Annotated in this window: 19 protein-coding genes and 2 tRNA genes; 16 read left to right on the forward strand and 5 right to left on the reverse strand. The window is 72.3% G+C overall.

The window, feature by feature from the left end; genetic code table 11:
• The first annotated feature begins 403 nt into the window (after positions 1–403).
• The 12 genes from dnaA to WHI96_RS01055 all read left to right on the forward strand — a co-directional run bounded on the left by dnaA (position 404) and on the right by WHI96_RS01055 (position 15,157).
• On the forward strand, positions 404–2,167 hold the full coding sequence (dnaA, locus tag WHI96_RS01000) for a chromosomal replication initiator protein DnaA (protein ID WP_345647858.1): 1,764 nt from the start codon (positions 404–406) through the stop codon (positions 2,165–2,167).
• 1,037 nt (positions 2,168–3,204) lie between these two features.
• Positions 3,205–4,359, forward strand: a complete 1,155-nt coding sequence (dnaN, locus tag WHI96_RS01005; RefSeq protein ID WP_345647861.1) for a DNA polymerase III subunit beta — start codon at positions 3,205–3,207, stop codon at positions 4,357–4,359.
• A 148-nt stretch (positions 4,360–4,507) separates the two neighbouring features.
• Positions 4,508–5,452, forward strand: a complete 945-nt coding sequence (gnd, locus tag WHI96_RS01010; RefSeq protein WP_345647864.1) for a phosphogluconate dehydrogenase (NAD(+)-dependent, decarboxylating) — start codon at positions 4,508–4,510, stop codon at positions 5,450–5,452.
• A gap of 36 nt (positions 5,453–5,488) precedes the next feature.
• Positions 5,489–6,676 carry a DNA replication/repair protein RecF gene (recF, locus tag WHI96_RS01015; RefSeq protein WP_345647867.1) on the forward strand — a complete coding sequence of 396 codons (1,188 nt, stop codon included), beginning with the start codon at positions 5,489–5,491 and terminating at the stop codon, positions 6,674–6,676.
• Between the two features lie 219 nt (positions 6,677–6,895).
• Entirely contained in the window at positions 6,896–7,450 is a 555-nt protein-coding gene (locus WHI96_RS01020; protein WP_345647870.1) for a DciA family protein, read from the forward strand.
• 420 nt (positions 7,451–7,870) lie between these two features.
• On the forward strand, positions 7,871–9,937 hold the full coding sequence (gene gyrB / locus WHI96_RS01025) for a DNA topoisomerase (ATP-hydrolyzing) subunit B (RefSeq protein ID WP_345647873.1): 2,067 nt from the start codon (positions 7,871–7,873) through the stop codon (positions 9,935–9,937).
• A 49-nt stretch (positions 9,938–9,986) separates the two neighbouring features.
• Complete coding sequence (gene gyrA, locus WHI96_RS01030; RefSeq protein ID WP_345647876.1) at positions 9,987–12,497, forward strand: DNA gyrase subunit A; 2,511 nt, start codon at positions 9,987–9,989, stop codon at positions 12,495–12,497.
• Between the two features lie 97 nt (positions 12,498–12,594).
• A complete protein-coding gene (locus WHI96_RS01035; protein ID WP_345647879.1) occupies positions 12,595–13,323 on the forward strand; it encodes a DUF3566 domain-containing protein in 729 nt (242 codons plus the stop codon).
• Between the two features lie 94 nt (positions 13,324–13,417).
• Positions 13,418–13,491 (forward strand) — tRNA-Ile (locus WHI96_RS01040).
• Positions 13,492–13,531: 40 nt separating this feature from the next.
• Entirely contained in the window at positions 13,532–13,642 is a 111-nt protein-coding gene (locus WHI96_RS01045) for a DLW-39 family protein (RefSeq protein ID WP_208820446.1), read from the forward strand.
• 36 nt (positions 13,643–13,678) lie between these two features.
• Positions 13,679–13,751 (forward strand) — tRNA-Ala (locus WHI96_RS01050).
• Between the two features lie 119 nt (positions 13,752–13,870).
• Complete coding sequence (locus tag WHI96_RS01055; RefSeq protein WP_345647882.1) at positions 13,871–15,157, forward strand: site-specific integrase; 1,287 nt, start codon at positions 13,871–13,873, stop codon at positions 15,155–15,157.
• A 47-nt stretch (positions 15,158–15,204) separates the two neighbouring features.
• On the opposite strand, the gene WHI96_RS01060 is transcribed toward WHI96_RS01055, so the two are convergent.
• Positions 15,205–15,711: a hypothetical protein gene (locus tag WHI96_RS01060; protein ID WP_349302335.1), complete on the reverse strand. Its 507-nt coding sequence runs from the start codon at positions 15,709–15,711 to the stop codon at positions 15,205–15,207.
• A 184-nt stretch (positions 15,712–15,895) separates the two neighbouring features.
• Positions 15,896–16,450: a cysteine hydrolase family protein gene (locus WHI96_RS01065; RefSeq protein WP_345647888.1), complete on the reverse strand. Its 555-nt coding sequence runs from the start codon at positions 16,448–16,450 to the stop codon at positions 15,896–15,898.
• A 537-nt stretch (positions 16,451–16,987) separates the two neighbouring features.
• Here WHI96_RS01065 and WHI96_RS01070 point away from each other — a divergent pair.
• The gene (locus WHI96_RS01070) at positions 16,988–17,191 is read left to right on the forward strand and encodes a hypothetical protein (protein ID WP_345647891.1); all 204 of its coding nucleotides are present in this window, start codon (positions 16,988–16,990) and stop codon (positions 17,189–17,191) included.
• A 335-nt stretch (positions 17,192–17,526) separates the two neighbouring features.
• Here WHI96_RS01070 and WHI96_RS01075 read toward each other — a convergent pair whose 3' ends face one another.
• The gene (locus WHI96_RS01075; protein WP_345647894.1) at positions 17,527–17,955 is read right to left on the reverse strand and encodes an SRPBCC family protein; all 429 of its coding nucleotides are present in this window, start codon (positions 17,953–17,955) and stop codon (positions 17,527–17,529) included.
• Positions 17,956–18,077: 122 nt separating this feature from the next.
• Here WHI96_RS01075 and WHI96_RS01080 point away from each other — a divergent pair, with 122 nt between their 5' ends.
• The 3 genes from WHI96_RS01080 to WHI96_RS01090 all read left to right on the forward strand — a co-directional run bounded on the left by WHI96_RS01080 (position 18,078) and on the right by WHI96_RS01090 (position 21,439).
• On the forward strand, positions 18,078–18,485 hold the full coding sequence (locus WHI96_RS01080) for a YciI family protein (protein WP_345647896.1): 408 nt from the start codon (positions 18,078–18,080) through the stop codon (positions 18,483–18,485).
• 8 nt (positions 18,486–18,493) lie between these two features.
• Positions 18,494–19,648, forward strand: coding sequence for an RNA polymerase sigma factor (locus WHI96_RS01085; protein ID WP_345648554.1), 1,155 nt, complete (start codon positions 18,494–18,496; stop codon positions 19,646–19,648).
• An 84-nt stretch (positions 19,649–19,732) separates the two neighbouring features.
• Positions 19,733–21,439, forward strand: a complete 1,707-nt coding sequence (locus WHI96_RS01090; protein ID WP_345647899.1) for an ATP-binding SpoIIE family protein phosphatase — start codon at positions 19,733–19,735, stop codon at positions 21,437–21,439.
• Positions 21,440–21,443: 4 nt separating this feature from the next.
• On the opposite strand, the gene WHI96_RS01095 is transcribed toward WHI96_RS01090, so the two are convergent.
• Both WHI96_RS01095 and WHI96_RS01100 read right to left on the reverse strand, forming a co-directional pair.
• A complete protein-coding gene (locus WHI96_RS01095; RefSeq protein WP_073573721.1) occupies positions 21,444–21,638 on the reverse strand; it encodes a hypothetical protein in 195 nt (64 codons plus the stop codon).
• A gap of 22 nt (positions 21,639–21,660) precedes the next feature.
• On the reverse strand, positions 21,661–22,608 hold the full coding sequence (locus WHI96_RS01100; protein WP_345647903.1) for a calcium/sodium antiporter: 948 nt from the start codon (positions 22,606–22,608) through the stop codon (positions 21,661–21,663).
• Positions 22,609–22,649: the final 41 nt, after the last annotated feature.

The raw sequence follows: 22,649 nt of genomic DNA on the forward strand, positions 1-22,649 counted from the left end.
CGTTCGACGGGCGCGACACGCCCATCCGACCAGGTGTCCGGTCGTCAAGGGTACGCAGCGCGTTCCGAGGGGGTCAAACCGCCCCCACCGGGCGCCACGACCCCGCCGGACGGCCGCCGCGACGGCTGCTGCTAGCGTCGCCGACCCGCCCGGGACCGGCGCGGGAGTAACGACCGCCCGCACCCCGACCGAGACCTCCACACGGCCGACGGCCGGCGCCCCGATGCGCGCCGGCCGGGAGTTGCTGCGTACCTTTACGCACAAGTGTGGACAACTCTGGGGATACCTCGCCCCCGAGGCCGAGTCCTCGCGTCCGGACGGCTCATCGCCGGTGCTCCGGGGGGACCAGTGCTCCGGGGGGAGCAGACCGCCGACGGCGGCCGATCGGGAGGGGGAAACGCGGATGACCGACCAGCCGGGCGACCTCGGCGCGGTCTGGAACCGGGTCATCGCCGATCTCTCCGGCGCGTCGGCCGAGTCCGGCACACCCGCCCTCTCCCCGCAGCAGCGCGCGTTCCTGCGCCTGACCCGTCCCCTCGGCCTGCTCGACGGCACCGCGCTGCTCGCCGCGCCGAGCGAGTTCGCGAAGGACGCCATCGAGCGGATCCTGCGCAGGCCGATCAGCGACGCCCTCGGCCGCCACCTCGGTGTGGCGGTCAACCTCGCCGTCGTCGTCGACGCCTCCGCGGCGTCCGGCGGCACCGAGGTCCCCGACCCGCCCGGATTCGGCATGCACCGCGGCGTCACCGCGGGCGACAGCGTCCGCGACACCGGCAACGGTGACCGCGGGGGCGACGACCCGACCGCGGCGACCGCCGGAGACCAGGGCGCCCGTCCGGCACACGACCACCCCACGCGCGAGCACGCCCCGGCCGACGGTGCCGGCCCGGACACCGGGCCGCAGCCCGCCGTCGACGGCGGGTTCGGCAACGGCTTCGCCGGCGGGTCCCGCCGCGACGACGGCGGCCCCTCCGGCACCGACCGCGGCTGGTCGGCCGAGCCGGCGCCGTCGTCGTCCGGGGGGTGGGCGCCGCAGCCCTCCGGGCGCCCGGAGCCGGGCTCGCGCGAGGGCCAGACCTCGTGGCCCGCCTACACCGCGCCGCAGGCGGGCGACCCGGTCGCGCCGCGGTCGCAGACCCGGCTCAACGAGCGCTACACCTTCGACACCTTCGTCATCGGTGCCTCGAACCGGTTCAGCCATGCCGCCGCGGTCGCGGTGGCCGAGGCGCCGGCGCGGGCGTACAACCCGCTGTTCATCTGGGGCGAGTCGGGGCTGGGCAAGACCCACCTGCTGCACGCCGTCGGGCACTACGCTCAGCGGCTGTTCCCCGGGATGCGGGTCCGGTACGTCAGTACCGAGGAGTTCACGAACGACTTCATCAACTCCCTGCGCGACGACCGCAAGGTCGCCTTCCAGCGCCGCTACCGGGACGTCGACGTGCTGCTGGTCGACGACATCCAGTTCCTGGAGGGCAAGGAGGGGACGCAGGAGGAGTTCTTCCACACCTTCAACACCCTGCACAACGCGAACAAGCAGATCGTCGTCTCCTCCGACCGGCCGCCCAAGCGCCTCGAGACCCTCGAGGACCGGATGCGCACCCGGTTCGAGTGGGGTCTGATCACCGACATCCAGCCGCCCGAGCTGGAGACGCGGATCGCGATCCTGCGGAAGAAGGCCGCGCAGGACCGGCTGGCGGTGCCCGGCGAGGTGCTGGAGTTCATCGCGGAGCGGATCGAGCGCAACATCCGCGAGCTCGAGGGCGCGCTGATCCGGGTCACGGCGTTCGCGTCGCTGAACCGGCAGGCCGTCGACACCCAGCTCGCCGAGATCGTGCTGCGTGACCTGATCCCGGACTCCGCGGCCTCGGAGATCACCGCCCCGACGATCATGGCGGTCACCGCCGAGTTCTTCGGCCTCACGCTCGACGAGCTGTCCGGGCCCGGCAAGACGAAGGCGCTCGCCCAGGCCCGCCAGATCGCCATGTACCTGTGCCGCGAGCTGACCGACCTGTCGCTGCCGCGCATCGGGCAGACCTTCGGCGGCCGGGACCACACGACCGTCATGCACGCCGACAAGAAGATCCGCAACGAGATCTCGCTGCGGCGGAAGACCTTCGAACAGGTGCAGGAGCTGACCGCGCGGATCAAGCTGCGCGCCCGGCACTGACCTCCGCCGGGGACCCGCCGAGGCGGGTTGTCCACCGGTCGCACCGCTTCTCCACAGCCCGGCCGGCCCCGCCGTGACCAGGCACGACGCTTCTGCAGCGGTCACCGCGCGCACCGGGACCGATCCCGTGCAACCCGCAGGGACCACGGCCCCCAGATCGCCGCTGAGGCGCGTTCCGCGCCGTCCCCGGGCGATCGGGACCCCCTGCGCCGCGGACACCGGGAACGCTCTGACCGCTCGACGCGGTACCGATCGGGTCCGGCGTGGCGTCACCCGCGTGTCGGTCCCACCACTCCCGTTCGTCGTCCGGTAGTGGGCACTCGGCGCTTCACCACTCGTCCCGGTGATCGCTTGCGCTCACCCGCCGGTCACGCTCCGTCGACATTTCTGTGACGGGTGGGGCGACTGTGGGTTCATCGTGCACCGCGGGAGCGCCGGACGGACTGTGCCCGCCATCACCCTGGGTCCACGATCCACCACGTTTCCACCCACATCTGGGGACAACTCTGTGGATGGATCGCCGCAGGCCCGTGGACGGATCGCCCGGGATCCGTGGACAACTCTGTGGTGAACCCGGGATGAACCGGGGACGGATGGGGGTCGACGCCGTCGGTCCACCGCTGCACGGACCTGTCAACGGGTGCCCCCACCGCCGTATCCCCAGCCGACGCGGCCTGCTGACCAGCGGGGATGCGCTCCATCCACACTGTGCACAGGACTTAGTACTACGACGGTCTATCTCTCTCTATCTCTTCTTCCTGAGAACACCTGTGTGGACCGACCCCCAGACGGGGGTCACGGACGGGGACACCGGACGGGCACCGGGGTGGCGTGGAAACTGTCGGGGCGAGGCTCTACCGTGAGCGTCCCGGCGAACCCCGGCTTCCGATCCCGTTCCGGTCACTCCGCTCCGCAGCCCCTCCGGGCCACGGAGCCGGCCGGACCCGGTGGAGGAACCGGTCCGCCGCCGCCGTCCCGTCGGCGATCCGGCCCCGCGCCGTGGTCGGCAGCCGGGCGCTACCGGGGAAGGTCTCCAGATGAAGTTCCGGGTCGAACGCGACGTCCTCGCGGACGCGGCCGCCTGGGTGGCGCGCAGCCTCCCGGCTCGTCCGCCGGTGCCCGTGCTCGGCGGGGTCCTGATCCAGTCCGACGGCGAGTCCGGCGAGAAGCTGACCGTCTCCGGCTTCGACTACGAGACCTCGGCGCGCGTCGAGCTCGACGCGACGGTCGGGGAGCCGGGGCGCACGCTCGTCTCCGGCAGGCTGCTGGCCGACATCACCCGCGCGCTGCCGTCCAAGCCGGTCGACCTGACCGTCGACGGCTCCCGCGCCACGATCAACTGCGGCAACTCGCGGTTCAGCCTCCCGACGATGCCGGTCGAGGACTACCCCCAGCTGCCCGACATGCCGCAGCGCGCCGGGTCGGTCACCGCCGACGCGCTCGCCGCCGCCGTCGCGCAGGTCGCCGTCGCGTCCGGGCGGGACGACACGCTGCCGATGCTGACCGGCATCCGGCTCGAGATCGAGGGCTCGCAGCTCACGCTCGCGGCCACCGACCGGTTCCGGCTCGCCGTCCGCGAGCTCGAGTGGTCCCCGGAGGACGCCTCGATCTCGACCGCGGTGCTGATCCCGGCCAAGACCCTCGCCGAGGTCGCCAAGACCCTCGCCGGGTCCGGCACCGTGGAGATCGCGCTGTCGGCCGGGGACGGGATGCTCGGCCTCACCGGTGGCGGCCGCCGCTCCACCAGCCGGCTGCTCGACGCCGAGTTCCCGCGCTTCCGCCAGCTGATCCCGGCCGAGCACACCACCGCCGTCGAGCTCGACGTGGCGCTGCTGGTCGAGGCGATCAAGCGTGTCTCGCTCGTCGCGGACCGGATCGCCCAGATCCGGATGGAGTTCGGCGAGGACGGGCTGCGCCTGGCCGCCGGCGGCGACGACGTCGGGTCCGCCGAGGAGGAGCTTCCCTGCGCGCTCGACGGCAGCCCGCTGACGATCGCGTTCAACCCGGGCTACCTGCTCGACGCGCTCGGCGCGCTGCACACCGACCGCGCCCAGCTGACCTTCACCACGCCGAACCGGCCCGCGCTGGTCCGCCCGGTGCCCAAGCCCGCCACCGACGACGCCGGTGAGGCGCCGTCGCCCGAGAAATCCGGCTACCTGCACCTGCTGATGCCGGTGCGGCTGCCGGGCTGACCCCGAGCGGGTCGGACGCCCGACCGGGCCGACCCCGCCGGGCGGACGTCCCGGCGACGGGGAAGACTCGTCCCCGGTGTGATCGACGAGGGCCACCGGTGCCCTGCGGGGGCATGCCGGCGGCACGGACGCGAAGGGGGCCACTGCCGTGCAGATCGGCATGATCGGACTCGGCCGCATGGGCGGCAACATGCGGGAGCGGCTGCGGGCCGCCGGGCACGAGGTGGTCGGCTACGACCCCCGCCCGGAGGTCAGCGACGTGGCCTCGCTCGCCGAGCTCGCGGGTGCGCTGGCCGCGCCGCGCGTCGTGTGGGTCATGGTGCCCTCCGGCGAGCCGACCCGGAACACCGTCGCCACGCTGGCGACCACGCTGGAGCCCGGCGACCTGGTCATCGACGGCGGCAACTCCCGCTACACCGACGACCAGCCCAACGCCGCGCTGCTCGACGCCCACGGCATCGGCTACGTCGACTGCGGCGTCTCCGGCGGGATCTGGGGCAAGGACAACGGCTACGGCCTGATGGCGGGCGGCGAACCCGGGCACATCGAGCGCGCCATGCCGATCTTCGACGCGCTGCGCCCCGAGGGCGTGCGCGAGGAGGGGTTCGCGCACGCCGGACCGGTGGGCGCGGGCCACTTCGCGAAGATGGTCCACAACGGCATCGAGTACGGCCTGATGCAGGCCTACGCCGAGGGCTTCGAGCTGATGGAGGCCAGCGAGCTGATCACCGACGTGCCCGGGGTGATCCAGGCCTGGTCGCGCGGCACCGTCGTCCGCTCCTGGCTGCTCGACCTGCTGGTCGACGCGCTCAAGGACGACCCCCGTCTCGACCAGCTCGAGGGCTGGGTGGACGACTCCGGCGAGGGCCGCTGGACGATCGAGGAGGCCATCGCGCACGCGGTGCCGCTGCCGGTCATCTCCGCGGCGCTGTTCGCCCGGTTCTCCTCCCGGCAGGCCGAGTCGCCCGCGATGAAGGCCGTCGCCGCGTTGCGCCAGCAGTTCGGCGGGCACGCGGTGAAGAAGTCCGGGCCGGCCGGTGCCCCGGGCGACAAGGCGGGACCGTCGTCCGGCGGCGGTTCGACGCAGCAGTGACCCGGCGCCGAGCCGGACGGGGAGGGTGACCAGGCGGTGTACCTCAGGCGGTTCTCGGTCACCGACTTCCGGTCCTGGCCGGAGGCCGAGCTGGAGCTCGACCCCGGCGTGACCGTGCTGGTCGGGTCGAACGGCGTCGGCAAGACCAACCTGGTCGAGGGGATCGGCTACCTCGCCACCCTCGGCTCGCACCGGGTCTCCTCCGACGCGCCGCTGATCCGGCGCGGGGCCGAGCAGGCCGTCGTCCGAGGCGAGGTGCACCACCACGGCCGGAAGCTCGGAGTCGAGCTGGAGATCAACAACGGGAAGCAGAACCGGGCGCGGGTCAACCGCTCACCGGTCTCGCGACCGCGCGACATCCTGGGGATCCTGCGCAGCGTGCTGTTCGCGCCGGAGGACCTGGCGCTCGTGCGGGGCGACCCGTCGGAGCGCCGGCGTTTCCTCGACGAGCTGCTCGTCGCGCGGTTCCCGCGCTACGCCGGCGTCCGCGCCGACTACGACAAGGTCCTGCGCCAGCGCTCGGCCCTGCTGAAGTCCGCGAAGCCGGCACTGCGCGGGGCCCGCGGCCGGTCCCGGGCGCCGGTGGCCGTCGACCCGGAGCTGCCCGACGACCTGGCGACGCTGGAGGTCTGGGACGGGCACCTCGCCCGTACCGGCGCGGCGCTGCTGGCCGGGCGGCGCGAGCTCGTCGTCGCGCTGGCGCCCTACGCCCGTGAGGCGTTCGCGGCGATCGCGCCGTCGTCGGACCCGATCGGCCTGGACTACCGGTCCAGCCTCGGGACGGCGGGGGTCGCGGAGCTGCCGTCGTCGACCGGGGACCTGGAGGCGCTGCTGCTCGACCGGCTGACCGAGGTGCGGTCCCAGGAGGTCGAACGCGGGGTCTGCCTGGTCGGTCCGCACCGCGACGAGCTGGACCTCGCCCTGGGCGAGGGGCCGGCGAAGGGCTACGCCAGCCACGGCGAGTCCTGGGCGTTCGCGCTGGCGCTGCGGCTGGCGTCCTACCGCCTGCTGCACGCCGACGACGTCGAGCCGGTCCTCGTGCTGGACGACGTCTTCGCCGAGCTGGACTCGGCCCGCCGCCGCGCGCTGGCGGGACTGGTGGCCGACGCGGAGCAGGTCCTGGTGACCGCCGCGGTGGCCGAGGACGTGCCCACGGAGCTCGACGGTGTCCGGTTCACCGTCGGCGACCGGACGGTGAGCCGCGACGGCGAGGTGCCCGCGTGATCGCCCCGGCAGGTCTCGAACGTGTCACGGCACTCTGGGGACAAGGCTGTGGATACTGTGGATAACTCAGGAGCACCGGGGGACGGACGCCGTTCCGGAACCGGAAACCGGAGGACAGGGCGCCGGGGACCGGGCAGCGACGGCGCCGGGCCTGGGGACGGACGCGACACCGGATCGGGTCACGACGCGGTCACGGGCGGGGACGTCCCGGGCGGCGGCGTGCCGGGGGAGCAGGGCGACCTGCTCGCCGGCGACCGTGCGAACCTGCGCGGGGCCGACCTCGCCCGCGAGGCGCTGCGCGCGGCCCGTGAGGCGTCGGCCCGCAAGGCAGAGGAGCGGGCCCAGGCCGACCGGCCGAAGCTGCGCGTGGTCTCCGGGCGGGGCCGCCGCCGTCGCTGGTCGGGGGCGGGGCCCGACGACCGGGACCCGCAGCCGTTCGGACGCCTGGTGTCGCGGGTGTCGGTGGACCGCGGCTGGTCGAACCGGCTGACCGACGCGACCGTGCTCGGCCGGTGGCCGCAGCTGGTCGGGCCGGACGTCGCCGACCACTGCACACCGGTCTCGCTGCGCGACGGCGAGCTGACGTTGCAGGCCGAGTCGACGGCGTGGGCCACCCAGCTGCGGACCCTGCAACGCCAGCTGCTGACCCGGCTCGCCGCCGCGGTCGGACCGGACGTCGTGCGCCGGATCCGGGTGGTCGGGCCGAGCGGGCCGAGCTGGCGGCACGGTCCGCGGCACGTCCGCGGCCGCGGTCCCCGCGACACCTACGGCTGAGCCCCCGCTCCGCCCGGACACCGACCGCCGACCGGGTGGTGCGAACCGGTCCGCTCACGTTGCCGACGCGTCACGGCGCCACGGACGCGTGTGGGGGCCCGGATCGGGTGGGGAGCTGCGCCCGGGCGCACGCGCCGCTCTCGTCGGCGGTGAGCGCGGGATGACACGGCCGCCGGTCCGTTCGGCCCCGCAGGGGCACGTCCGATCCCGCACCGGACGCCGTTCGCCCGTCTGTGGCGCTTCTGGGTGGGTCCTTCCCACCTTTCCGTCGGTCCCGACGGGTAGGATCGACAGGTGTTTCCCGGGTGGCTCCCCAAGACATGACCAGAGCGCCCGGTCGGTGGAACCGCTCCGTCGTCGTCGCACCGGTGGTGCGCGCGTCGCGCGGGCGGTTCACGTGGCGAGGAGAAGCAGCTACCCGTGGCTTCCGACAAGGCAGCGAACAACGCCTACGGCGCGTCGTCCATCACGGTCCTCAAGGGCCTGGAGGCGGTCCGCAAGCGGCCCGGCATGTACATCGGCTCGACCGGTGAGCGGGGCCTGCACCACCTGATCTGGGAGGTGGTGGACAACTCGGTCGACGAGGCGATGGCCGGTCACGCCACGAAGGTCGTCGTGACCCTGCAGTCCGACGGCGGCATCCGCGTCGAGGACGACGGTCGCGGCATCCCGGTCGAGATGCACCCGGTGGAGAAGAAGCCGACCCTCGAGGTCGTCCTCACCAGCCTGCACGCCGGCGGCAAGTTCGACGACAAGTCCTACGCCGTGTCCGGTGGTCTGCACGGCGTCGGCGTCTCGGTCGTGAACGCGCTGTCCACCGCGCTCGACGTCGAGGTCCGCCGCGACGGCCAGATCTGGCGCCAGCACTACGAGTACGCCGTGCCCGGCGAGCTCGTCGAGGCCGGCACCACGAAGAAGGCCGACACCGGCACCACGATCACCTACTGGGCCGACCCGAAGATCTTCGAGACGACCAGCTACACGCTGGAGACGATCCGTCGCCGGCTGCAGGAGCAGACGTTCCTGAACAAGGGCCTCACCATGGTCCTGCGCGACGAGCGGCGGCCGGAGAAGCCGGCGGGGGTGCCGTCGTCGGACGCGGTCGACGAGGACGGGAACCCGATCGAGGTCCCGGTGCCCGAGATCGACGCGGACTCCGAGCCGGACGCCGAGGGCTACGTCGCCAAGCCCAAGGAGTACGTCTTCCACTACCCGAACGGGCTGGAGGACTTCGTCGCGCACCTGAACAAGTCCAAGGACCCGATCCACCGCAAGATCGTCAGCTACACCGGCGAGGGCCCCGGCCACCAGGTCGAGGTCGCGATGCAGTGGAACTCGGGCTACTCCGAGTCGGTCTACACCTTCGCGAACACGATCAACACGCACGAGGGCGGCACCCACGAGGAGGGCTTCCGCCACGCGCTGACCGCGACGGTCAACAAGTACGCGCGCGACAAGAAGCTCATCAAGGAGAAGGACCCGGCGCTGTCCGGCGACGACATCCGCGAGGGCCTCGCCGCGATCGTCTCGGTCAAGGTCTCCGAGCCGCAGTTCGAGGGCCAGACCAAGACCAAGCTCGGCAACACCGAGGTCAAGTCGTTCGTCCAGCGCGTGTCGAACGAGTGGCTCGCCGACTGGTTCGAGCGCAACCCCACCGAGGCGAAGACGATCGTCACCAAGGCGGTGTCCTCGGCCCAGGCCCGCCTGGCCGCGCGCCGCGCCCGTGAGCTCGTGCGCCGCAAGAGCGCCGGCGACATCGGCGGCCTGCCCGGCAAGCTGTCGGACTGCCGCTCGCGCGACCCGGAGAGCTGCGAGCTCTACATCGTCGAGGGTGACTCCGCGGGCGGCTCGGCGAAGGCCGGCCGCGACTCGATGCACCAGGCGATCCTGCCGATCCGCGGCAAGATCATCAACGTCGAGAAGGCCCGGATCGACCGCGTCCTCAAGAACACCGAGGTCCAGTCGATCATCACCGCGATGGGCACCGGCATCCACGACGACTTCGACCTGGCCAAGCTGCGGTACCACAAGCTGGTGCTGATGGCCGACGCCGACGTCGACGGCCAGCACATCCGGACGCTGCTGCTCACGCTGCTGTTCCGCTTCATGCGCCCGCTGATCGAGAACGGGCACGTGTTCCTGGCGCAGCCGCCGTTGTACAAGCTCAAGTGGTCCGGTCGCGGGGCCGAGCCGGAGTACGCCTACTCCGACCGCGAGCGCGACGGGCTGATCGAGGCCGGCCGTGCCGCGGGCAAGAAGCTCCCCAAGGACCAGGGCGTGCAGCGCTACAAGGGTCTCGGCGAGATGGACGCCAAGGAGCTGTGGGAGACCACGATGGACCCGACGAACCGGCTGCTGCTGCAGGTGAGCCTGGACGACGCCGCCACCGCCGACGAGCTGTTCTCGGTGCTGATGGGTGAGGACGTCGAGTCCCGCCGGTCCTTCATCACCCGCAACGCCAAGGACGTGCGCTTCCTGGACGTCTGATCCACACATCTGATCCAGACGAACGTATGACCACGCACGAGGAGACTTCGTGACGGACACGATCGACCCCGCCGCCCCCGCGGCAGGCGGCGGAGAGGGTGGGGGCCGGGTCGAACCGGTCGACATCCAGCAGGAGATGCAGCGCTCGTACATCGACTACGCGATGAGCGTGATCGTCGGGCGGGCGCTGCCGCTGGTGGAGGACGGTCTCAAGCCGGTCCACCGCCGCGTCCTCTACTCGATGGGGGAGAACGGCTTCCGGCCCGACCGCGCCCCGGTCAAGTGCGCCCGCGTCGTCGGCGACGTCATGGGCAACTACCACCCGCACGGCGACTCGGCGATCTACGACGCCCTCGTGCGGCTGGCCCAGCCCTGGTCGATGCGCTACCCGCTGATCCAGGGGCAGGGCAACTTCGGCTCGCGCGGCAACGACCCGGCCGCGGCCATGCGGTACACGGAGTGCCGGCTCTCGCCGCTGGCGATGGCGATGCTCCAGGACATCGACGAGGAGACCGTCGACTTCCTGGACAACTACGACGGCAAGACCCAGGAACCGGTCGTCCTGCCGTCGCGGGTGCCGAACCTGCTCATCAACGGCAGTTCCGGCATCGCGGTCGGCATGGCGACGAACATCCCGCCGCACAACCTGCGCGAGGTCGGCGCCGGCGTCGCCTGGTGCCTGGAGAACCCCGACGCCACCGACGACGAGCTGCTCGAAGCGCTCATGGAGCGCATCAAGGGGCCGGACTTCCCGACCCACGGCCTCATCGTCGGGCGCGACGGCATCGAGTCCGCCTACCGGACCGGGCGCGGCTCGATCCGGATGCGGGCCGTCGTCGAGGTCGAGGAGGACGCCAAGGGCCGCACCACCCTGGTGGTCACCGAGCTGCCCTACATGGTCAACCCGGACAACCTCATCGAGTCGATCGCGGGCATGGTCCGCGACGGCAGGATCGCCGGGATCTCCGAGATCGTCGACGAGTCCTCGGACCGCATCGGCATGCGGATCGTCGTCACGCTCAAGCGCGACGCGGTCGCCAAGGTCGTGCTGAACAACCTCTACAAGCACACGCAGCTGCAGCACAGCTTCGGCGCGAACATGCTGTCGATCGTCGACGGCGTTCCGCGCACGCTGCGCCTCGACCAGATCGTGCGGCACTACGTGCGGCACCAGATCGAGGTCATCGTCCGGCGGACCCGTTACCGGCTCCGCAAGGCCGAGGAGCGGGCCCACATCCTGCGCGGTCTGGTCAAGGCGCTGGACACGCTCGACGAGGTCATCGCCCTGATCCGGGCGTCGGCCACGGTCGATGTCGCCCGGGCCGGCCTGATCGACCTGCTCGACGTCGACGACATCCAGGCCCAGGCGATCCTGGACATGCAGCTGCGGCGCCTCGCCGCGCTGGAGCGCCAGAAGATCATCGACGAGCTGGCCGAGATCGAGCGCGAGATCGCGGACTACCAGGACATCCTGGCCCGTCCGGAGCGCCAGCGGCAGATCGTCCGCGACGAGCTCGCCGGGCTGGTCGAGGCCCACGGCGACGACCGTCGTACCCGGATCGTCGGCTACGACGGCGACGTCACCGACGAGGACCTGATCGCGGTCGAGGACGTCGTCGTCACGATCACCCGCACCGGCTACGCCAAGCGCACGAAGACCGACCTGTACCGCGCCCAGAAGCGCGGCGGGAAGGGCGTGCAGGGGGCGCAGCTGAAGCAGGACGACATCGTCAACCACTTCTTCGTGTGCTCCACGCACGACTGGATGCTGTTCTTCACCAACCGCGGGCGGGTCTACCGGCTCAAGGCCTACGAGTTGCCCGAGGCGAACCGCACCGCGCGCGGCCAGCACCTGGCGAACCTCCTGGCCCTGCAGCCGGAGGAGGAGATCGCCCAGGTCATGCAGATCAAGGACTACTCGGCTCGGCCGTACCTGGTCCTGGCCACCCGCAACGGCCTGGTGAAGAAGTCGCGCCTGACCGACTTCGACTCCAACCGGGCCGGCGGCCTGATCGGCATCAACCTGCGCGACGACGACGAGCTGGTCGGCGCCGTCCTCTGTTCGGGTGATGACGATCTGCTCCTCGTGTCCGCCGAGGGCCAGTCCATCCGGTTCACCGCGTCCGACGACGCGCTGCGCCCGATGGGCCGTGCCACCTCCGGCGTGCTCGGGATGCGGTTCAACGAGGGCGACAAGCTGCTGGCCCTCGGCGTGATCCGCTCCGACACCTACCTGCTCGTCGCCACCACCGGTGGCTACGCGAAGCGCACCCCGATCGAGGACTACCCCGTTCAGGGCCGTGGCGGGAAGGGAGTGTTGACCCTCCAGTACGACCGTCGGCGTGGCACGCTGGTCGGTGCGCTCATCGTCGGTATCGACGACGAGCTGTACGCGATCACCTCCACCGGCGGGGTCATCCGGACCTCCGCCCGCGAGGTGCGGAAGGCCGGCCGGCAGACGAAGGGAGTCCGCCTGATGAACCTGGGCGAGAGCTCCACGCTGCTGGCGGTCGCCCGCAACGCGGAGGAGACCGAGGAGGACCCGGGCCAGCAGGCGTAGCGCACGTCGGGTGGCCGGTCCGCAGGGCCGGCCACCCGGCACACGCCGTGGGACCGGGGCAGTACCGAGCGACGACCAGCGAGGAGAGCTCCCACTCGTGAGCACCGACGACCGCACCCCGTCGCAGGACGAGGCCCGCACCGTCGCCACCGACGCCGACCACGAACCGTCGACGACGGCGGCGGCCCCGGCCGACCACGTCCCCGGCCCGCGTGACGACGCCGAGCCCGCGGCCGACCCGGCCGCGGCCTCGCCGCCCCCGTGGCGCCGGGTACCCGACACCCACGACGACCGCGACGGCGGCTCGGTCGCGGACTCGCTGCTGAGCGAGGCCCCGACCGCGTTCATGACCGCGCCCGGCGCGGGTGCGGCCGGCGGCGCGACGACCGCCGTCCGCGATCCGGAGCAACGCGAGAACGGCACGGCCCCGGCGGACACGCCGCGGGCGTCGGTCCGCAACCGGCCCCCGCGCCAGGCGCTGCTGCAGCTCAAGCGGCTGGACCCGTGGTCGGTGCTGAAGATGGCCCTGGCGCTGGCCGTCGTGCTGTGGCTGGTGTGGATGGTCGCCGCGGGCGTCCTCTACGGCGTGCTCGGCGGGATGGGCGTCTGGGACCGGCTCAACGGCACCTACGCCGACCTGGTCACCTCGCAGCAGGAGACCGGGGGCTCGCTGATCAGCGTCGGCCGGGTCTTCGGGCTCGCCGCCGTCGTCGGCGCGGTGAACAGCCTGCTGTTCGCGGTGGCCATCACCGTGGTCGCGTTCGTCTACAACGTGGCCGCCGACCTGGTCGGCGGCATCGAGGTCACGCTCTCCGAGCGGGACTGACCGGAGCGTCGTCGCGCACCCGCACGGGGCCGGGCGGAGAGGGACCCCCTCGTAACCCGCTCGACCCCGTGCGGTAGTGTTTCTCCTGTTGCACGGGCCTATAGCTCAGTTGGTTAGAGCGCATCGCTGATAACGATGAGGTCGCTGGTTCAAATCCAGCTAGGCCCACACCTTCCCCCTCCGACAGTCACTCGCGAGGAGACCTCCGATGAAGAAGCTGTTCGTGCTGGCCGTCGCCGCCGGTGCCGCGTACTTCGGCTGGTCCCGCTTCCGCGGCGTCGGGTCCGACGACCTGTGGCACGAGGCCACCACCCGCTGACCCCGCCTCCCGGGGTACCGTGATCGGGACCCACCAGGGGACATAGCTCAATTGGCAGAGCACCGCCTTTGCAAGGCGGGGGTTAGGGGTTCGATTCCCCTTGTCTCCACAGCTTTGACCAGCGGGAACGCTGGTCTGACCGCCCGCTGACCTCAGCGCTGGCAATGACAGTGGCAATGACACCGTCGATGCGTGGCTCAGAAGCGCTGCAGGTCGCGTGGCGAGGGGATGATCCGCCGACGCGGGCACTTGTTCCAGGCGATCCTCTACGCGGGCATCGACCCCGTCACCGGTAAGCAGCTCTACCTGCGGGAGTCGGCCACGACGGAGGCCGAGGCCAAGCGGATCCTTAAGAAGTTCGTCGCCCAGGTCGCCGCGCAACGGCACACGACGACGCGCGCCACCCTGCGCACGACCATCGAGGCGTGGCTCGACACGCACGAGCTGGAGGAGACGACCCGGGCGACCTACCTCGGGTACGCGACGAAGCACATCTACCCGGTCGTCGGGGATCAGCCGCTCGGCAAGCTCGCGACGTTCGCGCTGGAGCGGTTCTACGCCGAGCTGCGGCGCTGCTCGGAGCGCTGCGACGGCCGGCCGTTCGTCGAGCACCGGGTCGAGGGCCGCTCGCACGAATGCCGCGAGGTCCGGCACAAGCGTCCGCCCGGCCGACCGCCGGCCGGTGGCTACCCGCCGCACGACTGCGTGGAGAAGGGCTGCACCGTGGTCGAGTGCAGGCAGCACGTCTGCACGCCGTTGGCCGCCGCGACGGTCCGGAAGATCCACTTCATCATCCGAGCCGCCCTGACCGCTGCCGAGCGGTGGGGATGGATCAGTTCGAACCCGGCCGAGCTGGCGAAGATCCCGCGGGCGCCGGCCCCCGACCCGGATCCGCCGACCACGGCGGAGGCCGCCGCCCTCGTCGCCGCCGCGTGGGAAGAGGACTTCGCCTGGGGGACGCTGGTCTGGGTCGCGATGGTGACCGGGCTACGGCGGGCCGAGCTGCTCGCCCTGCGCTGGACGGACGCGGACCTGGACAGCGGGACGCTCATCATCCGGCGCAACCACGTGCGGGTGACGGGGAAGAACATCGAGAAGGACACCAAGACCCACCGGTCCCGGCGGATCGCCGTCGACGAGGCGACGGTGGAGGTGCTGCGGGACCACTGGGCGCGGTTCGAGGAGCGCTGCCGGTCGATCGGGGTTCCGCCCGCAGCGTCGGCGTACCTGTTCTCGTACTCGCCGACCAGCGACCGGCCCTGTGATCCGAGCGGGATCTCGCACCGGTACGGGAGGATGTGTGCGCGGCTCGGGATCGAGAGCCATCTCCACGCGCTTCGGCACTACTCGGCGACGGAGCTGCTCAGCGCCGGGGTCGACCTGCGGGCGGTGGCCGGACGGCTCGGGCACGGAGGCGGTGGCGCGACGACGCTCCGGGTCTACGCCGCTTGGGTGGGCGAGGGCGACAAGCGCGCCGCCGAGATCCTCGGCAGCCGGATGCAGCGCCCGACGTAGCCGGAGAGTGGCGTGTCGACCCGAGCGGGTCGACACGCCATCCCACTTCAGCTACCGGATTCCTTCCAGCGCTCTCCCAGCGCGGCGGGCAACCAGTAGTAGGTCTCGCCGCTCTGTCCCCCCGTGCTCGACGGCCCGTAGTTCCACTGGATGGGCCAGTCGAGGGCGACGCCGGGGCGCAGGTTCTTACAGACCCGCGAGAAGCCGGAGAACCCCCCGCTCAGTTCACCCTTCGTCAGGCCGGCCGCCTCGGCGAGCCGAGTGGTCGAGAACTCCGAGTCCGGGGCGGCGCTGAGCACGTCGAGGACCTTCACGATGCGCCCGGAGCTGGGCCGGTTGTCGCGGCGCAGGTTCAGGAAGTCGTCAACCGTCCAGTCGAAGCCCGACACCCGCGGCAGACGCTCGTCATTGCTCGGGGGCTCGCCGCTTCGCTCGTGGTCGACCCCCGGGTGGGAGTTCTCGGCGATGAAGGCGTAGACCCGCATCAGTAGGTGGCGCGGCACCGGAACCATGACAAGCTCGTCGTTCTGGTTCGGGATGTGGTCTGTAGACACTGTTAGCTCCGTATCTCGGTTCATCAGGTGGTTCAACCGGATGTAAGAAACTTTAACCGACTTAAGGTGTCTCAGGTACCTCCAATCGGGCTACATCGACTAAAACTCCCTCTAGCCACCGATCTTAGGTGGTTAGAGGGAGTCTAAGTAGGTTCTAGGTCCGGTCGATACCTTCCTAGGAGTGCTACCGGGCCGCGGGGCTGGCTGTGGACGCAGCCGAACTGACCGAGATCGTCTGTTGCCGCCCGATCATCTTCTGTGCCACGAGCACCCCGGCTTGGTGCGGGGCAAGTCCGGAATGGCTGGCCGAAGCATCGGTGAGCAGACATGCCCGGATGTCGTGCTCGAAGGCGTCCACTGCCGTCTTGAGCACGCAGACCTCGGTGTCGATCCCGCAGACGAACATGTCCGTCCAGCCGTGCTCGGCGACCAGGGCGGCGCCCTCGTCGTCGAACAGGGTGTAGACCTTCTTGTCGACGACGGCCGTCGCCTTGCGGCTCAGCTCCTCCAGCTCGTCGACGATGTCGATCTCGGGGGAGTCCTTGAGCTTCGACCAGCCCATGATCCGCTCGAACGGGCTGTCGTCGTAGTTGAGGTAGCGGGTGAACACGACGTCGCGGCCGGCCTCGATCCACTCGCGTGCGAGCTTCTCGATGATCGGCACGACGTGCCGGGAGTGCTCGGTGACGAAGCCGTTCTGCACGTCGACCACGACGAGGACCAGGTGGATGTCGGGCACTGCTACCGCCTGTCGCAGTCTCGGAGGGTGTCGATGGCCTGATCGAGTCGCCGGATCAGCCCGCTGGTGCTCGCGATCGCATCGCGCGGTGCCGGGAGGTCTCCCGTCGGTGCTCCGTCCGAGCAGTGCGGGGCGTGGGCGTCACCAGAAGTGTTGAGCCCACTCGGCGGTGGCTAACAGTCCCATCGGCGCCGCGACTCACCGGGTGACCGCCCGTACGCAGCCTCGAGGACACGACATGAACAGCATCGTCCGGACCTTCACCGGTGCGCTTGTCGTCCTTCTGACAGTCCTGGCCGGCGGACGATCTACGCTGCCGAGGCCGGGTCCGCCCCGACGAGCGACCAGTCGCTGATGATCCCGTCCGGTGTCGTCGCCCCGGCGATGAGGTTTCCCGCGGCTCCAGCTGCAGTCGATGCTGTCGGCGCAGCTCGGGCCGCCGTAGACGACGCTCTCGCAGTCCGATCGGCAGCTGCTGCGCAGCCCCGGTACACGTGCGAGCCGTCCGCGGATGCCCGCGTCATCGACGGGATCATCGTGAACAAGGACTGCCCGGCGATCACCGCAGCGAAGGAGGCGGCACAGCGGGCATTCGCCGAGCAGACCCGGCTCGATGGCGAGTGCATCGGCTACGGCTGCTCCCCGGAGCAGGACGCGGAGATCGATGCGGGCGAAGCGGCTGCGCAGGAGCAGTACTGGGCGCGGTGCACGAACACGCCGGGCGGGGTCGACGGCTGTTAGTCACATCGAGCAGGTCCGCGCGCGGCGCTCCACGGGCCGCCCCAGCCTCCGATGCGCGAGCGCCCGCCCGCCGGGTGAACCAGGCGCCGTCCCGACGGTCCCCGCACCGGCCACGACGACAACGCGCTGCCCGGATCCGTTCACCGCACCATCATCTCGGCCGGTTCGCACCGTGGTCACCGGAAGTCGCGACGATGGCAGCGGCGTCGAAACGAGACTCCCGTGAGCTCCCGCGAGACGCGCCAGATGCGCTCGGCGTCATCCGCCGCCTGGCACCGGCACGGCGAGCCGGTCGGCCCGCGGCCGGACGAGACGTGACCCGAGGGGAGGGCCGGTCAGCGCGGACCGGCGCCGACCCCGCGGACCAGGCCGGACAGCAGCACCGTCGACAGCCCCTTCGCGAGCAGCGCCTCGCCCGCCGGCAGCCGCTTGTCCGCCTCGACCACGTAGGTGATCTCGGTACCGGTGCCGACCGGGCGCAGCGTGACCTCGCCGCGGTAGTTCTTCAACGGCACACCGGCCAGCGCCCGGTAGCCGAGGCGTCGCCCCGGCTCGAACGCGGTGACCTCCTCGACGATCGGACCGGGCGAGCCGATGCCGACCTTGCGGACGGTGCCGACACCGTTGGGCTCCGGCGTCCCGGCCCGCGTCACCGCCACCTTCAGGCCCGGCGCCCACGCCGACATGCCCTCGTGGTCGGACAGCACCGACCACACCGCCTCAGGTGTCGCGGACACGGTGCGGACGGACGTCGCTCTGATCATGCGCGGAACCTACTGACGGGTAGAAGAAAAATCGAGCGGACGTGTCGAGAACGCGCGTCCGGTTCCGTCCCCGGGGTGAACGCGGCCAGGATGGGCCGCGACGAGCACCGAGGAGACCCACCATGGCCAAGTACCTGCTGCTCAAGCACTACCGCGGCGCCCCGGCCCCGAAGAACGACGTGCCGATGGACCGCTGGGCTCCCGAGGAGGTCACCGCACACATCCGCTTCATGCAGGACTTCGCCGAGTCCCTGAAGGAGACCGGCGAGTTCGTCGACGCCCAGGCGCTGGCGCCGGAGGGCACCTTCGTCCGCTACGACGGCGAGGGCCGCCCGCCGGTCACCGACGGTCCGTTCGCGGAGACCAAGGACCTCGTCGCCGGCTGGATGATCATCGACGTCGACAGCTACGAGCGGGCCGTCGAGCTGACCGGTGCGCTGTCGGCGGCGCCCGGCGCCGGCGGGGAGCCGATCCACGAGTGGATCGAGCTGCGTCCGTTCCTCGAGGCCCCGCCGACCGTCACGGAGTGAGCAGCGAGATGACCGGTGCCGACGCCGCGCTGCTGCGCGGTCTCGTACCGGAGGTGCTGGGGATCCTCGGCCGTCGCGGGGCGGGCTTCGCGGCGGCCGAGGACGCCGTGCAGGACGCGCTGGTCGAGGCCCTGCGGACCTGGCCCGCCGACCCGCCGCGGGACCCGAAGGGCTGGCTCGTGACGGTGGCCTGGCGCCGATTCCTCGACGCCACCCGGTCGGAGAGCGCGCGTCGTGGCCGGGAGGAACGGGCCGAGGCCGAGCCGGCGCCCGGCCCGGCGCCGGACCACGACGACGCGCTCGAGCTGTACTTCCTGTGCGCGCACCCGTCGCTGTCGCCGTCGTCGGCGGTCGCGCTCACCCTGCGCGCCGTCGGCGGGCTCACCACCCGCCAGATCGCCGCGGCCTACCTGGTGCCCGAGGCGACGATGGCGCAGCGGATCAGCCGCGCCAAACGCACCGTCGCGGGGGAGCGGTTCGACCGCCCCGGCGACGTCGCGACCGTCCTGCGGGTGCTCTACCTGGTGTTCAACGAGGGCTACTCCGGCGACGTCGACCTCGCCGCCGAGGCGATCCGGCTGACCCGTCGCCTCGCGGCGTCGGTCGACCATCCCGAGGTCGCGGGCCTGCTCGCGCTGATGCTGCTGCACCACGCCCGCCGCGCCGCCCGGACCGGCCCGGCCGGCGAGCTGGTGCCGCTGGCCGAGCAGGACCGCGGCCGCTGGGACACCGCGCTGATCACCGAGGGGGTGGCGGTGCTGCAGGCCGCGCTGGCCCGCGACCGGCTGGGGGAGTTCCAGGCCCAGGCGGCCGTCGCCGCCCTGCACGCCGACGCGCCCGCCGCCGGGGAGACCGACTGGCCCCAGATCGTCGAGTGGTACGACGAGCTGGTCCGGCTCACCGGCAGCCCGGTCGCCCGGCTGAACCGGGCCGTCGCCGTCGGGGAGGCCGACGGGCCGCGGGCCGGGCTGGCGGCCCTCGCCGATCTCGACCCGGCGCTGCCCCGCTGGACCGCGGTCAGCGCCCACCTGCACGAGCGGGCGGGGGAGCGGGCCACGGCCGCGCGTCTCTACGCCGAGGCCGCGGCACTGGCGTCCTCCACGGCCGAACGGGACCACCTGATCCGGTGTGCCGCCCGTCTCCACACCGGATCGGCGGGCTGAACCGCATCGTCACAATTGACGATCACACGGCCTCCGAGGCACACCGACAGGACGCCGGCACGCAGCGGTGCAAGGATCATGCGAATGAGCCTGGTGTCGGATCCCGTTGCGGTCGCGGCACCGTCGCCGCTGACGTCACCGGCACGGCTGGCCGCGGTCCGGGCCACCCAGCTGCTCGACACCGGGCCGGACGAGGCGTTCAACCGCCTGACCCGGCTGGTCTCGGTGGTCCTCGGCACCCCGGCGGTCATGCTGACCGTCGTCGACGAGGTCCGGACCTTCCTCAAGGGCACGCCCGAGCCCGCGCGGATCGTCGGGCCGGACGGCGTCTGGTCGGCGCCCGTCGAGGACAGCGGGTGCAAGGTCGTCATCGAGTCGGGCGGCGAGATCTGTGCCGGTGACGTGCGGGCCGACCCACGGCTGCGCGACCTCTCGCTGATGACCGACTTCGGTGCGGCCGCCTGGCTCGGCGTGCCGGTGCGCGACCCCGCGGGCCAGGTCGTGGGCAACCTCTGCGCGATGGACGTGGTCGTCCGTGACTGGACCCCGCTGCACCGCGAGACGATCCGCACCCTGGCCGACGCCGTCGAGGGCGAGATCGCGCTGCGTCTGGCCCTGCGCGAGACCGAGCGGCAGGCGGTCGCCGCCGCCCGCGACGCCGCCGAGATCGAGACGCTGGCCCGGACGCTGCAGGAGTCGCTGCTGCCCGCGCAGCCCCCGCGGCTGCCCGGGGTCGACATCGCGGCCCGCTTCCTGCCCGGCGGCTCCGGCGTGGAGGTCATGGGCGACTTCTACGACGCCGTCCCCACCCCGGACGGCGTCGCCGTGGTGATCGGCGACGTCCAGGGCAAGGGCGCCGGCGCCGCCCGGACGACCGCGCTGGCCCGCTCGGCCACCCGCACCGCCGCGCACTTCGAGAACGACCCGGCCGCCGTGCTGCGCACCGTCAACGACGTCCTGCACGTCTGGTTCGACGGCCGCACCAGTTTCGTCACCGCCGCGCTCGCGTCGCTGCGCCGCGGCCCCTCCGACACCTGGCACGCCGACCTCGCCTCGGCCGGTCACCCGCCCGCCCTCGTGCGACGCGCCGACGGCACCGCGGAGTTCCACGGCGGCGGCGGGCTGGTCCTCGGCATCGGCACCACCCCGATGGTGGCCGACGAGGCCGTCACCCTCGCCGCGGGCGACAGCCTGGTGCTCTACACCGACGGCATCACCGAGGCGCACGTGCGCGGGCACTGGGAGCAGCTGGGGGAGGAGGGCGCCCGGCGCACGCTGGCCTCGCTCGACCCGGGCGCCGACGCCGACACGATCGCGCGCGCCCTCACCGACGCCGCCCTCGCGCACTGCGGCGGTCACCTCAGCGACGACGCCGGGGTGGTCGTCGTGCAGGTCGAGGAGCCCGGCACCGGCGACGTCGACCGGGTCGTCACCGAGCACGTCCCGCACGCCGGGGTCGGCCGGGAGACGCGGCGTTCCGCGGAACGCGTCCTCGTCGGCTGGGACCTCGCCCCCGGCACCCTCGCCGACGCGATGCTGGTCATCGAGGAGCTCGTCGCGAACGTCGTCGACCACGCCCGTACCGCGTTCCGCCTGACCCTGGTCCGGGGCCGGGACGCCCTTCGGATCGAGGTCGACGACGAGGGTGCGGGTGGCCCGCTGCTCCAGCCGCTCGACCTGCGGGCGGCGCGTGGGCGCGGCCTGCAGCTCGTCGACGCCGTCGCGCAGGCCTGGGGCTGTGACCCCCGGGGCCGCGGCAAGCGGGTGTGGGCCGAGCTCGCCGCGCGCTGACCCCCTAGGACGCGTCCTCGCGCCAGGTCAGGTCGACCTCCAGCTGCCGGTGACCGTCGGAGGCCGTGCCGGTCGCGGACCGGCGGACCTCCGCGCGGCCGTCGCGCAGGGCGCGGGCGGCGTCCTCCAGGTGCGCGGCGAGGTCGTGCGCCGCGGTCGTCGCGTCGGGCCAGGACCATGCGTCGTCGGAAGCGGTCATGCGCCCAGTGTGCGACACCCGCTCACACCCGCGTGAGGACCAACCAGGTCAGATAGGCCGCGTAGCCCAGCACCAGCAGCCCGCCCTCGGGCCGCGACAGGCGGGATCCGGTCCGCATCGCCAGGCCCGTCCCCAGGGTCGCGACGACCAGCAGCACCAGGTCGGCGTCGACGACGTCCGGCGGGACCGCGATCGTCGCGCCGGGTGCGGCGAGCACCGTCGCCCCCAGCACGAGCGCGATGTTCAGGACGCTGGACCCGACCAGGTTCCCGACGGCGAGCCCGGTCTCCCGCCGCGCGACCGCGACCAGCATCGTCACCAGCTCCGGCGCCGACGTGCCGAGCGCGACGACCGTCAGCCCGATCACCGCCTCGTCCACGCCGAGCACCAGCGCCCCCTGCACCGCGCCGTCGACCAGCCACTCCGCGCCGAGCACGACCAGCGCCAGCGACACCACCAGCACCAGCAGCTGCGCCGGCGGGCCGCCGCGCCCGTCGCCGGCGTCGGCCTCGGCGGTGACCTCCTCGCGCGGGGAGGTGCGCAGCACCAGCACGACGTAGCCGACGGCGGCGAGCAGCAGCAGGACCCCGCCCGCCGGGCCGATCGACCCGTCGCGCGACAGGGCGAACAGCAGCAGCGCGGCGGCGACCATCGCGGGCAGGTCGTAGCGCAGCGTGCGCCGGTCGAACGCGACCGGCCGCAGCAGCGCGCCCAGACCGAGCACGAGCAGCAGGTTCGCCAGGTTGGTGCCGACGATGTTGCCGGTGGCGATGCCCGGGCTGCCCGAGCGTGCCGCGTCGATGCCGATCGCCAGCTCGGGCAGGCTCGTGCCGACCGAGACGACGGTCAGCCCGATGACCATCGGGGACAGACCCAGCCGGGTGGCGAGCCTGCTGCCGGACCGCACCAGCAGCTCGGCGCCGACGAGCAGCAGCACGAGACCGCCGACCCCGAGCAGGACCGCGTCCACGGGCGCTACCGAGTCCCGCCGGAAACCACAGGTACAGCCTC

Origin of the sequence: Pseudonocardia tropica, assembly GCF_040105315.1 — a bacterium.
GTDB lineage: Bacteria > Actinomycetota > Actinomycetes > Mycobacteriales > Pseudonocardiaceae > Pseudonocardia > Pseudonocardia alni.